The 12574-nt window shown below is 71.3% G+C and carries 12 protein-coding genes; 3 read left to right on the forward strand and 9 right to left on the reverse strand.

The genetic code is table 11. The features are described from left to right. Positions 1 to 195 precede the first annotated feature (195 nt). Both WMF46_RS04955 and WMF46_RS04960 read left to right on the forward strand, forming a co-directional pair. Entirely contained in the window at positions 196 to 1992 is a 1797-nt protein-coding gene (locus WMF46_RS04955; protein WP_437984537.1) for an AMP-dependent synthetase/ligase, read from the forward strand. 185 nt (positions 1993 to 2177) lie between these two features. Continuing rightward, the gene (locus tag WMF46_RS04960) at positions 2178 to 3668 is read left to right on the forward strand and encodes a hypothetical protein (protein WP_437984538.1); all 1491 of its coding nucleotides are present in this window, start codon (positions 2178 to 2180) and stop codon (positions 3666 to 3668) included. Positions 3669 to 3707: 39 nt separating this feature from the next. Here WMF46_RS04960 and WMF46_RS04965 read toward each other — a convergent pair whose 3' ends face one another. The 9 genes from WMF46_RS04965 to WMF46_RS05005 form a co-directional block, all read right to left on the reverse strand. Then, positions 3708 to 4430, reverse strand: coding sequence for a glutathione peroxidase (locus WMF46_RS04965; protein WP_437984539.1), 723 nt, complete (start codon positions 4428 to 4430; stop codon positions 3708 to 3710). Positions 4431 to 4735: 305 nt separating this feature from the next. Beyond that, a complete protein-coding gene (locus tag WMF46_RS04970) occupies positions 4736 to 5923 on the reverse strand; it encodes a methylated-DNA--[protein]-cysteine S-methyltransferase (protein WP_437984540.1) in 1188 nt (395 codons plus the stop codon). Between the two features lie 44 nt (positions 5924 to 5967). After that, positions 5968 to 6810: a helix-turn-helix transcriptional regulator gene (locus WMF46_RS04975; RefSeq protein ID WP_437984541.1), complete on the reverse strand. Its 843-nt coding sequence runs from the start codon at positions 6808 to 6810 to the stop codon at positions 5968 to 5970. A gap of 98 nt (positions 6811 to 6908) precedes the next feature. After that, positions 6909 to 7958, reverse strand: a complete 1050-nt coding sequence (locus WMF46_RS04980) for a DUF2169 family type VI secretion system accessory protein (RefSeq protein ID WP_437984542.1) — start codon at positions 7956 to 7958, stop codon at positions 6909 to 6911. 279 nt (positions 7959 to 8237) lie between these two features. Next, entirely contained in the window at positions 8238 to 9083 is an 846-nt protein-coding gene (locus WMF46_RS04985) for a nucleotide-binding enzyme (RefSeq protein WP_437984543.1), read from the reverse strand. Further along, the gene (locus WMF46_RS04990) at positions 9080 to 9493 is read right to left on the reverse strand and encodes an RNA polymerase sigma factor (protein WP_437984544.1); all 414 of its coding nucleotides are present in this window, start codon (positions 9491 to 9493) and stop codon (positions 9080 to 9082) included. The genes WMF46_RS04985 and WMF46_RS04990 overlap by 4 nt, the downstream gene beginning before the upstream one ends. Next, on the reverse strand, positions 9465 to 9962 hold the full coding sequence (locus WMF46_RS04995; protein WP_437761427.1) for an HD domain-containing protein: 498 nt from the start codon (positions 9960 to 9962) through the stop codon (positions 9465 to 9467). Before WMF46_RS04995 ends, WMF46_RS04990 begins: the two co-directional genes overlap by 29 nt. Positions 9963 to 10099: 137 nt before the next feature. Next, positions 10100 to 11290 carry a caspase, EACC1-associated type gene (locus WMF46_RS05000; RefSeq protein ID WP_437984545.1) on the reverse strand — a complete coding sequence of 397 codons (1191 nt, stop codon included), beginning with the start codon at positions 11288 to 11290 and terminating at the stop codon, positions 10100 to 10102. Next, the gene (locus WMF46_RS05005; protein WP_437549783.1) at positions 11287 to 11646 is read right to left on the reverse strand and encodes a hypothetical protein; all 360 of its coding nucleotides are present in this window, start codon (positions 11644 to 11646) and stop codon (positions 11287 to 11289) included. The genes WMF46_RS05000 and WMF46_RS05005 overlap by 4 nt, the downstream gene beginning before the upstream one ends. A 296-nt stretch (positions 11647 to 11942) precedes the next feature. Between WMF46_RS05005 and WMF46_RS05010 the strand changes: the two genes are divergently transcribed. Then, positions 11943 to 12542: a DUF1990 family protein gene (locus WMF46_RS05010; RefSeq protein ID WP_437984546.1), complete on the forward strand. Its 600-nt coding sequence runs from the start codon at positions 11943 to 11945 to the stop codon at positions 12540 to 12542. Positions 12543 to 12574 lie beyond the last annotated feature (32 nt).

The following is a 12574-nucleotide window of genomic DNA, read 5'->3' on the forward strand; positions in this document are numbered from 1 at the left end:
CGGGCGGCCACGCCGAACCGTGACCCGCGACGAGCGGGCCGGGCGGTACGCGGAACGCGGAACGAGACAACCGGCGGCTCGTCCTGTGCCGCCCAGCGCTTCGAGGGGCTCCTCGACGCTGATTGACAATGCCCCGGCGGCTCCCGCATCCTGGCCACCCCGCGACCCTCGAGGCCTTGAGCCGCAGGAGATGCAATGAGCACCGTCCTCCACCGTCTGGAACAGTGGGCTAACGAATCTCCTGACGCGCCGGCCCAGCGCTTCAAATCTCAAGGCGAGTGGAAGACGCTGACCGCGCGCGACTACCGTGACCGGGTTCACCACCTCGCGCTGTTCCTGGAGTCCAGGGGCTTCGACGCGAGCCAGGTCGGCGCGATCCTCTCGTACAACTGCCCGCAGTGGGTCCACGTCGACCTGGCGGCGCTGCTCGTCGGGGGCAAGTCGGCGGGCCTCTACCCGAACTCCACCGCGAAAGACATCCAGTACATCCTGAACCACACCGAGGCGACGCTGCTCTCGGTGCAAAACAAGGAGTACTTTCAGAAGATCTCCGGGGAGAAGGGCGAGTCTTCCGTCCCTGACAGCGTGAGTTGGATCCTCGTCTTCGATGGTGACACATCGATCTCTCCCAAGGCGATCTCGTACGAGCAGGCGCTGGCCGAGGGCCGCGCGCTCGCGGGGCAGCCGGGCGCGAAGACGTTCGCCGACTACCTGGCGAAGATCGACCCCAGGGCCGGCGCGTTCCTGATCTACACCTCGGGCACGACGGGCAACCCCAAGGGGGCCATGCTCTCGCACGACAACCTGGCTTACACGGCCGACATGGCCGTGAAGTACTGGAACCTGCCGTTCGCGCGCGGCACGATGTTCTCGTTCCTCCCGCTCTGTCACATCGCCGAGAAGCTGCAGTGCGTCGGGGCGGGCCTTACCCAGCGCTACACCGTCAACTTCTGCTCGAAGTTCGAGAACGTCTCGATCGAGCTCCCCGAGGTGCAGCCCACGCTGCTGCTCTGCGTGCCACGGCTCTGGGAGAAGATGATGGAAGGCGTGATGGCGAAGGTGCGCGGCGGCAAGGGCGCCAAGAAGAAGCTGGCCGAGTGGGCGCTCGCCGTGGGCGCCCGCGTGGCCCAGGCGAAGTACGCGCAGCGCGCGCCGAGCGCGCTCGACGCCTTGCAGCTCAAGCTCGCCGACAAGCTCGTGCTGGGCAAGGTGCGCGCGGCGCTCGGCCTGGGCAAGGCCGAGGTGCTCGCCTCGGGCGCGGCGGCGCTCGCGCCGCACATCTCGACGTGGTTCCGCGCGCTGAACCTCGAGATCCTCGAGGACTTCGGCCAGACCGAGTCGACAGGCGTCATCTGCATGACCGAGCCGGGCATCGAGAGCGCGGGCACCGTGGGCAAGCCCGTGCCGGGCGTCGAGTTCAAGCTGGCCGAGGACGGCGAGATCCTGACCCGCGGCCGGCACGTGTTCGTGGGTTATTACAAGGACAAGGCGGCGACGGAGGCCGCGCTCGAGGACGGCTGGCTGCACACGGGCGATCTCGGCGAGTGGAACGACCGCGGACAGCTCAAGATCCGGGGCCGCAAGAAGGAGATCCTCAAGACCTCGGGCGGCAAGATGATCGCGCCGCTCCCGATCGAGGAGAGGCTCAAGGCGGCGGAGATCATCAGCCAGGTGTGCATGGTGGGCGACGGCCGCAAGTACCTCTCGGCGCTGATCACGCTGACCGAGGGCAAGCTCGCCGAGCTGAAGGAGCGGGGCGCCCTGGGCAGCGACGCCGCGATCACGAGCGTCGAGGTGGTAAGCCAGGTGAAGGTGCACGTCGACGCCCTGAACGCGGAGCTCGCCAGCTTCGAGCAGATCAAGCGGTTCACGGTCCTCGGCCGCGAGTTCTCGGTGCAGGACGGCGAGATGACGCCGACGCTCAAGATGAAGCGCAACGTGATCGAGCAGCGCTTCCGCGGGACCATCGACGAGATGTATCCCGCCGAGTGAGCGGGGGCCGCGGGCCCCGCCGGCTGGCGGCCGGTCGACGAACGCGCCGCGGCGCTCGCCCGGCCCTGGGAGAGGCGCCCCCGCGGCGCGTTCGTCGACCGCCCGCTCGATCAGAGAACGTCGGGCTGTCGCTCATCGCCGGAAGAAGTGATGCGCGCGGCCGTTTCATGTGGGAGGGAAAAGCCATGAGTTCACCGAGAAGCCACCTCGTGCTCGTGCCGGGCTTTGCGGGCTTCGATATCCTGGGTTCGATCGTCTATTACAGCGGTGTCACGGAGATCCTCCGAAACACCGATACCGGGCCGTATCAAGGCCCGCTCTCCGTGCATTGCTTCCCGAACCTGCCCACGGCGAGCGTGGACACCCGCGCGCACGCGCTCCTCCGCTGGCTCGCGGATCGGTTCAGGCAGGGGGTGTTCTACGGGGGCGCGGGCCGCGGCCAGCGGGACTGCGTCCACCTCGTGGGCCACTCGACAGGCGGGCGGGACATCAAGACGCTGATGCTCCTGCTCCTGGCCGAGACCGAGCAGAAAGGGTCTGTCTACGGCGTCCCGGTGGAGCGCATCCTCGAGAGCATCTGCTCGATCCAGTTCCTCTCGACGCCGCACCGCGGGACGAACCTCGCCCACGTCCTCCACCGGAGGCAGCCCCTCCTCACAGGCCTGGCCGGGGCCCTCCACTGGTGGCTCCGCCTGGCTGGCCCGAAGGACGCGAGCTCCGCGGCCCGCCGCGCGAAGACGCTCCTGCAGGTGTTTGGCCAATCGGACGGCATCGTCCGCGCCGCTCTCGACACGATCGAGCGCTTCCACGCGCTGCCGTGCGACGACCTCGCCAGGGCCGAGGCGCGCGGCGAGTACTTCAACGTGCTCCGCTGGCTGCTGCACGTCGCCGAGGACACCGAGGCCTTCGAGGATCTCGATCCCCTGCCGCTGTCAGGCCGGCCGCCGCGCGAGGAGCGCTGGTCCAAGCATGGCCTGTCCGCGCGCGGTATCGGCGCCTGGCCTCGCGAGCTCGCGGCCTCCATCAAGAGCGCGAAGCGGACAAGGAAAGCCAGCCTCCTCGGGGCGGAGCTCGAGGAGGAGCTGAGCAAGTACTACGACGAGCGGGGCATCGCGCTCCGGTCGATCGTCACCCGGGCAAAGCGTGACCCCGGCGGCCCGTTCCTGGGCGCTTTTGGCATCTTTCACGGCATCACGGCCAACATCAAGGAGCCGAAGGTGGTCGAGGCCCTCGGGCCGCCCTGCTCCGTGCCACGGTTCGAGAACCCGACCCAGACCGAGCCGCTCACGCCGGAGATGAACGACGGGATCGTCAACTGCGTATCGATGGTCTATCCGGACACGAAGCGCAGCTTCCTTGTCGACGCCGACCACGCCGACGTGATGGGCCATTATCGGTTCATCGCCCCGGAGGACGGCGACGGAGCGGACCCGAAATACGGCGGATACGACCTGTTCCAGTCCCGGTCGACCTTCGATCAGTCCGAGTTCGACAGGTTATGGAGCAGCATCGGGCAGTTCGCCATGAACAGCGACAGGTGCGCCGCCGCGGCGCGCCGCAGCTCGGCCGTCGCCCCCGTGGAGGTGCCGGCCTCGGCGCCCGCGGTGTCGCCGGCCTCGGCGCCCGCGGTGACCCATTTCCGCGCCGAGCCGTCGGACCCGGAGGGCGGCGCGTAGGCGCCCCGTCGTCGGGGGCGCCCGGGCCGCCTTCGTGAATCAGGCCTTCGCGAGGTAGGCTTCGAGCTCGTCGGCGCCGCCGATGTGCTTGCCGTCGATGAAGACTTGCGGGGTCGTGCCCTTGCCGCTCACCGCGCGCAGGCGGCGCGGCGAGGACGCCACCTCCTCATAAGGGATCTTCCGCGCGTCGAGGAGCCGCTTCGCCTTGGTGCAGTAGCCACAGCCCGGCTTCGTGAACAGCAGCACGTCGTGCGGCGACTTCGACGACGGATCCAGGTACTTCAGCATCGTGTCCGCGTCCGACACATCGAAGGGATCCCCCTCCACCTCGGGCTCGATGAACATCTTCTTGATCACGCCGTCGTCGACAAGCATCGAATAGCGCCACGAGCGCTTGCCGAAGCCGAGGTTCGCCTTGTCGACGAGCATGCCCATCTTCTCGGAGAACTCCCCGTTCCCGTCGGGCAGGAACTGGACCTTGTCCGCCTCCTGCGCCTTGCACCACTCATCCATCACGAACGCGTCGTTCACGGACACACACGCGATCGCGTCCACCCCGCGCCGCTTGAACTCCTCCGCGAGCTCGTTGTAGCGCGGCACGTGGCTGCTCGAGCAGGTCGGCGTGAAGGCGCCCGGCAGCGCGAACACCACCACCTTCTTGCCGGCGAACACCTCCTTGGTGGTCACGTCCTTCCACTGACCGTCGACACGCGTACGAAACGTGACATCCGGAACGCGCTGCCCTTCGAGGTTCTTCAGCATGACTGTCGTGCTCCTCCCGTGCTCTTCTCGTTGCCATCCGCGACGGCAACCTTGTCCAGCGTCGTGCGGCGCTCCACGCGGCGCTCTCGGGCCGGCGAGAACTTAGCCCCGGGCCTCGACGCCGGCCAGCGCGACGGCGAGCCCGACCGATGGCCGCGCCGCGACGGCGAGCCCGACCGATGGCCGCACCGCGATGGCGAGCCCGACCGATGGCCGCGCCGCGAAGGCTGCTCGCCCGGGCGACGGCGACAGCGCCGGAGGAGGCGCCCCGCTGGGCAACCGCAGCGCCGCCGCGGGGCGAGGCGTCAGCCGCCCCGCGCCAGATCCACCGCGCGCCAGAGGTACCAGCTCGCCACCGTGCGGTACGGCTTCCACCGCGCGCCGCGCTTCTCGAGATCCGCGCGCGCAGGCGGCTCGGGCCGCTTGAACGCGAGCGTGAAGCCCTTGCGGATGCCGTAGTCGTCCACGGGCAGCACGTCCGGGCGGCCGAGGCGGAACATGAGGAGCATCTCCACCGTCCACCGGCCGATGCCGCGCACCCGCGTGAGGCGCTCGATGATCGCCTCGTCCGCCATGCCGTGGACCTCGGCGAGCGTGGGGAGCTCGCCGTCCTCCGTCTTCCGCGCGAGGTCGCGCAGCGCGAGGAGCTTCGCCTGCGAGAGGCCGGCGCCGCGGAGCTTCTCGTCGGAGGCGCGCAGGAGCTGCGCGGGCGTGGGGCCCTCGTGCGCTCGCGGGAAGAGCGCGCGCACGCGCGCGAAGATGGTCGCGGCGGCCTTGCCGGTGAGCTGCTGGTAGACGATCGACTCCGCGAGCGCGAGGAAGAGGCTCGACGTCCTGTCGATCCGCATGGCGAACGGACCGACCGCGTCGATGACGCGCGCGAGCGCCGCGTCGGACGCGCGCAGGTGCTCGACGGCGGCGCCCGGATCGAAGCCGAAGTCGCCGCCGGGCGCGGCCTTCGGAGCGCCGCGCGCCTGGCCGCCCTCGATCGCGAGGAGGCGGAGCTTCGTCGTGACACCGCCATTCGCGGAGAAGCCGCCGGCCTTGCCGCCGGCCGCGAGCACGCGGTGGCACGGGACGATGATCGCGAACGGGTTCCGCCCGAGCGCCTGCCCCACGGCGCGCGCCGAGCCGACCGCCCCGAGGCGCGCCGCGACCTCGCCGTAGGTCAGCGTCGCGCCCGGCGGGATGGTGCGCGCGACCTCGTAGACGCGGCGGTGGAACGGCGGCACCCGGTCCATGTCGAGCGCGACGGCGGACAGGTCGCTCGCCTCGCCGCGCAGGAGCGCGACGATCGCCTCGACAGCGCGCTGCACCTCGGGTGGCGGCGCCGCCGCCTGGGCGCCCGGCAGGCGCTGGAGCAGGCGCGACCGCGTCTCGGGCTCGCGCGCCTCGGGCAGCTGCAACGCGGCGACGCCGCGCTCGCCCCACGCGATGCCGCAGCGGCCGATCGCCGTGTCGAACAGGAGGAAGCCGTGTGCCGTTGCTGTCATGGGGTCCTGGCGGGCAGGCGGGGCGCCCGCGTCCGGCGGCCATCCTAGGAGCGCGCGGCGAGGCGATCTTGGAAGATCTTGCGATCCCCCCTCGCCGCCTTCCGGAAGCCGCGGGGCGAGACGCCGGCCGCGCGGTGGAAGGTGCGGACGAAGTTGGAGAGGTCGCCGAACCCGACGTCGAGCGCGATGTCGGTGATCGACCGGGCGCTGTCGGCGAGGAGGCGCGCCGCGCGGCGCAGGCGGGCGCGGACCAGGTACTGGTGCGGGGTCACGCCGACGACCTTCCCGAAGACCCGCAGGAAGTGGAACGGGCTGAGCCCGACCTCCCGCGCCGCGCCCTCGAGGTCGATCGGCTCGTGCGCGTGCTCGTCCAGCCAGAGCGCCGCCTCGACGGCGCGGCGGCGGTCGCGCGCCCCGGTGTCCGGCGGCCTTCGCTTCCGGCCGGAGGCGACCTCGACGAAGCGGGCGGAGAGGAGCACCCCCACCTCGTCGACGCCGATGTCGCTCCTGCCCTCGGCGGCCGCCTGCGCGAGCTCGCCGAGCACCATCAGCTCGGGCACGGGCGGCAGGCCGCCGGCCCGGAACGCGCCGGCGCCGTCGCCGAGGGCCTCGACGAGCGCCGGCGCGAGCTCGAACGACAGGCACTCGTCGCCGACGACGTGCTCGTGCGAGCACGTGTACTCGTCGCCGGGGTGGCCGACCAGGAGCGACCCGGCCACGAGCTCGAACGCCTCCCCCCGGACGCGGTAACCGAAGCTGCCCTTGCGCACGTAGGAGACGGAGAAGCCGCGGTGGAGCTCGGCGAACGGCGCGTCCCCAGGTCCGGAGCGGCACCGGTAGTCGACAACCGAGATGGCGTCGCCCCGCACCAGCGTCGTGACGTCCATGGGTCACCGAATGTACTTGCGGCGGTGAGGCCGAGCAACGCGCGCCGCGCCCCTGCTGCGCCGCCGCGCCTCCGGAATGGGTTGCGCGACGGCTTCGCTCACGTACTGACGGCGTTTTGATCGGACACGTTGAGCGTCACCCCTGTCGGATCGGACGTCGCGACGGCGCTCTGGGCCGCTATCGCGATCTCGGCAGGAGCCAGCCACGCGGGCGGGGCGCCCGGCACCTCGACGCCGACGACGACACGCACCGCCGCGAGCGCTGCTTCGTCCGCGAGCGGGAAGCTGCGCCGCCAGACCAGCGAGCACGATTGCCGGTCGCCGTCGACGTGCAGCGTGTCCAGCACGAGATCGAGCGGCTGCCCCTCCGTGACGCCGAACGCGGAGAGGCCATGGACGCGCGCGAGGGCGCGCGCCCCGGGGAGCCGCGTCCGCAGCGCCGCGAGCGTCGGGTGGAGCCCCGCGAGCACGAGCCACTCGTCGCCGACCAGGGCTTCGACGCGCTGATCGGGGGGGGCCGCCTGGAAGTAGCTCCAGTCGAAATCGTCGGGGATCTCGAGGATGGGCCCCTCGAGCGCCTTGTGGGGCGTACGCCCGAGCAGCCGCCTTCGCGACGGCCACACGCTCCCGAGCGGCGCGAAGCCCGCCGGGTGGTCGCGCCGCGAGGGATCCAGGACGGCCGGGCGATCGGTGCCGAACGGGTTGTCGGCCATGCCGATCCCCCCGAATGCGCGCTCGTAGGCGAGCGGGATCGCCTTCTCCGCGCCGCCGGGCTCGATCGAGAGCGCCTTGTCGAGGATCGGGCGCTCGCCGGCGAAGAGCGCGAGGCGCACGGAGAAGGGCGCCGCAGGCGGGCCCGGCGGCGCGTGCGCGTGGCCCGTGAAGAACACGTCGATGCGCGCGAGGTAGGGCGCGAGATCGCTCGTCAACCGGACGCTGCGGCCCGGGTGGTTGTGATGGTGGATGTCAGCATCGATGATTTTTTGCGGCTCGACGGGAATCATCGGTGCGCCGTCGACAAAGGCGAAGGTCGCCTTGGCGATCACGGTGAGGTGGAGCCGCCCCCGCGCGCGCCACATCACCGCCGCCGCCGCCGTTCCGGAAGGCGCCGCCATCGCGCTGGGAACGGGCGGGTCCTCGGGCTTCACCGCGCCATGAGAGCACCCGGGCGTCGCGAGGGTCAAGCCTCGCCACGCGGCGACACCGATGCGTCGTCCGACGCTCGCCCCTCCGCCCGCCGAGGAGGTTCATCGGCCTCGCAGCGCGGGTGAAAGCGGTGGAGTCCGGCGACGACGGCAGGATCCGAGTCCGGCGAGTCGTCCTATCCATCCATCGGTGTCGAGCCTCGCGCTCGGCGAGCGCCGGTATCCCTTCGTGCCGTCGCGGGAGCGCAGGAGCGCCGGACCCTCCTCGCCTGCGGGCGGGCCTTAGGCCGTGTCCTCGAAGCCGGGGAGCGGCTCGTAGTCCTGAGTTGCGTCGTCCTCCTCGCCAGGCTCGGCGCAGGCCGGCTCGTCGCCGTCCTCTTCGGCGCCGCCGGTATCGTGGAGCAGCCCATCGAACGGCCCGGGGAGCGGCTCGTCCTCGTCCGCCTCGAGCAGCGCGTCCATGCCGTCCACCTCGCCGGTCTCCAGGTAACGCTCCCACGCGACGGGGTGATCCCGGGCGCAGAGCGCCGAGAGCGCGGCGACGCCGAGGCGCACGATCGGCTTCCCATCGGTGCTGCTGCGGGGCCGCGCCCTCAGGTCGCGCGGGGCGTACACCGTGAGCTCGAGGGGCGCCACGTCCGCCACGTGGTAGTGGACGTACTCCCGGAGCTCTCCGCCCTTCTGGATCGTCACGCGCTCCCGGTCGAACGTCCAGCCGAGCGCCCGCACGTGCCGCTCCAGCGCCTCCTCGTCGGCGGGGAACACGTGCAGATCGACGTCGCTGCCGCGGCGGATATGGCCGGTGGAGACCGAGCCGATGAGCCGCGGCGAGAACGGCGCGAGCGCGCGCATGGCCTCCAGCGCCACGATGCGCAGCGCGAAGAGCCGGCGCGTCCGCTGGCTCCCCTCGGCGCGCTGGGCGAAGAGGAGCAGCGCCTCGCGGATCTCGCCGTTCGAGGGCAGGTCCGCGGGCCGGTAGCGCGCTCGCCGCCCCTCCACCTGGCCGAGGATCCGCTTCGCGGCCATCCGCTTGGCGGTGAAGTACTGGTCCACGCCTTCCTCGTACATGAGGCGCGCGGCCTCCGCGGCGATGCGGGCCCGCAGCCCGCCGAAGCGCTCGGCGCTCATCGGGCCCCCCGCGCCGCGCGCGCTGCCGGCGCCTCCGCCGCCCGCGCCGGCGCCGCGGCGACCGCCGGCTCGAGGGCTTGCCGCAGCCGGAGCATCGCGCCGCCGACCACCCGGCCGCCCCGAGGCGCCCCGAACAGGCGCTTCTGCACCACCTGCTGCGCCACGCCGAGGCGGCGCGCGATCTCGCCCTGCGAGAGGCCGTCGAAGAAATACGCCTCGACGACCTCCCGCTGCTTCGCCGTCAGCGCGGTCTCGACCGCGTCCCGCACCGCGGCGCAGAGCCGCGCTCGCCCGGGCGGCTCGGCCTCGGCGCCCCAGAGCCGGCGATCGTCGGCCCAGCGGTCGACGTCGTCGCAGAGGACCTCCCGGCGGACCTTGCGCTCAGGCGAGCGGCTCCTTTCGCAGGTCATCGGAGGGGGCGGGCTCGCCGCCGATCGAGAGGAGGGTCCAGTCTGCGCCGTCGAGCAGGAGCTCCACGGCGGCCTCGGGGCGGAGCACGGTCGCCTCGGGCGAGCGGCCACCGACGTCCCAGCGGCGGAGCCGCGCGAGGTCCGCGAGCGCCTTCGTGCGCCGCAGGCGCCGCCGGGTCGCGCCGGGCGCGCGCAGCAGGTGGAGGTGGTGCCGCACGAGCCAGACGATCCGCGGGCACACGAGCTCCGCGAGCACGTCGGCCCCCTCCTCGGCGTGGTCGGCGCAGGCGAACGCCTTGCCGACGTCGTGGAGCAGGGCCGCGGCCCAGAGCGAGCGATCCGCGGTCTCGCGGCGGGCCAGGTCGAAGACCTGCAGGGAATGGAAGAGCGCGTCGCCCTCGGGGTGCCAGCGCGGATCCTGCGGCACGCGGTCGAGGGCGAGGAGGAGATCGAGGAGGTCCTTGTGCATCGACGGGAGGGCGGTCAGGCCGCCCGCGGGCTGCGGGCGAGCGGTGCCCCTTCACCCTGGGGCGCGGTCACACCCACCGGGAGGCCCCGCGCGCCGGGCGAGCCGAAGCATAGCGCGGGCGTCCCCTGCGCCAGGGCTCAGGGAGTGAACAGGGTGGCCGATCGCTTCCTCGGCCCGGTTGGCGGGTGCGCGACCGTCTCCGCGGTCTGACGGGTGCCCGCGGCCTCCAGGCGGACCAGCCTGAGCACGGTGCCCCCGACGACGATCTGGCCGTTTTGCGGGAGCAAGGCGCTCGTGATGCGCTGATCGTCGATCTTGGTCCCGTGGGTGCTTCCCTGGTCGAACACGCGCACCTCATCCGCTCCGACGACGATCGTCGCGTGTTTTCGCGATACCTTCGGATCATCCAGGCGGATGAAGCAGTCGGGCTCTCGCCCTACCGTGAACTCTCCAGGGTGGAGCACGAACCGCCGACCCGCGAGGGGCCCGTTGCACACGAAGAGCTCGTAGGTGATCGCGGCGTTCCCGCCCGACGCCGGGATCGTGGCCCGGAGCGGGGCCTTCGCGATGCGCAGCCGCCCCTCGTACTTCTGCGTCCACATCTGCGGGGTTTGCCGGCCTCCCTCGGCCTTGATGCTCGCTTGCACGTACTCGCAGAGCTCGTGGACATCGACGTATCCGTCTCGGTCCAGATCGGCTGTGCCGGTCGACAGGCCCTCGACGATGTGGCGCGTGAAGATCGACTGCGGGGTCACCCCCACGGGCTGGTCGGCCTGCCACGCCAGCTGAACCGACGTCGTGGCGGAGATCACGACGCGACCCGAGCCGTCTCCCATGAACGTCCCGGCGATGTCGACGCTGTCCTGCTCGCTCTTGGCGGAGTTCTCGTACGCGCCGCTGTAGCAGCAGTCGAGGATCAGGACGATGCGCTTCGCGGGGCACTGATCGATCTGGCGGCTGATCCACGCCGCGTCGACCGAGGTCGCGCTGAAGAGCTCTTTCTCCGTGTCGTGGGTGGCGAGGTGGAGGTGACCCCAGTCGTCCTTCAGGCCATGACCGGAGTAGTAGAGGACGAGCAGATCCTCCGGATGGCGGCGATGGAAGAGCGCGCCGATGGCCTTCCGGACCTCGAGCTGGCTGCCATCGACGCAGAGCTGGACGCGAAAATCGCCGATGTCCGGGTTTCCCATCGTGTCGGCGAGCTTCGATGCGTCGAGGGCGGGCGCCTGGAGCGAGCGCAACCTGCCGTCCGCATACATTCCGTTCGCGATGATGAGCGCGAGGCGGTCCCGTCCGCCCAGCACAGGATCTCTGTCCAGGGCTGTCATTTGATTGCGCTGATGCGGCGCGCGAGGTCGAGCACTTCCTTCTCCCCGAGCGGCTTGTCCGAGGTGAACTCGACCTCCAGGCCGTTCTTCCCCCGGATGCGAATGCGGCGCCTCGGCGCGCGGACGACCCACTCATTGACGAGCTGAATCACCTGGGGGAGCACCGCGGGGAGCGCGGCGAGCGCGATCGCGCCGACGGTGAAGGCGTCTCCCTTGGCGTTCCTCGGGAGGTGGCCTTCAACGGCGCGGCGCGGGGTCGCGCCTGCGGTGCCGATGTCTCGCATCAGGCTCTCGAGCATCGCGTCCAGCTGATCCGCCTCGACCTCGGCGTCGTGAAAGTTGAACTGCATGTCCATTGGCCATGCACCTCCTCGCTGTTACGAATCGCCGAGGAGCGTATCAGCGCTCGCCGGGAGGTGCCAGCCGCACACGCGGAGTCGCGTCGTGTACGCGCCGCCATCCTCGAGCTGCGAGAGGCGCCTGAAGCCTGCTTTGCGATCGTCCAGCACATCTCATATCCATGCTGATCCATCCGTGCGAGCCCTGGCGGATCCGTGCAGGCCGGTCAGCCGCGAAGGTGCTCCTCGTGCTTCGTCGTGACTGTAAAGCGGTGCGGGAGATCGCGTCTCCGTGATCGGCTATCCTGCCCCTCGTGCTCTCCCGCGCCCGCCCCTCCGATGCCGTGATCCGCGCCTTCCTCGCTCGCCAGGCGGGCCGGCCGCTCTCGTACGCGGAGGTCGGCTGCACCGGCGCCGGCGATGGCCGCCCGCGGCCGCCTGCCGGCTTCAATGTCGACCACCACCGCGCGGTGCTCGGCCAGGGCGCCGCGCTCTTCGACCGCGCTGTCGAGGCGATGCGGCGCTGGGCACAGTTCCGGCTCGGCTGGGTCGAGCTCTGCTATCCCGACGCTCCCCTCCAGGCCGGCGTCACGGTGGTGATCCTCGTCCGCGTGCTCGGGATTCACTGGCTCAACGCGTGCCGGATCGTTTCCACGGTCGATGAGACGAGCGGCCCTGTGCGCCGGTTCGGCTTCGCCTACGGGACGTTGGAGGAGCACGGCGAGCGCGGCGAGGAGCGCTTCCTCGTCGAGCACGACGAGCATTCTGGCGAGGTCGCCTATGACATCTTCGCCGTCTCCCGGCCGAATCACTTCCTCGCCCGGCTCGGCTATCCCTACGCGCGCCGGGTCCAGGGGCGGTTCGCCCGCGACTCCATGCGCGCCATGCGCGGCGCCGTGACCTCGCCGCCGTGAGGCGCGCCGGGAGCCCTGCGACCCGCTGATCG

It is taken from the genome of Sorangium sp. So ce117, from assembly GCF_051524395.1.
Lineage (GTDB): Bacteria > Myxococcota_A > Polyangia > Polyangiales > Polyangiaceae > Sorangium > Sorangium cellulosum_B.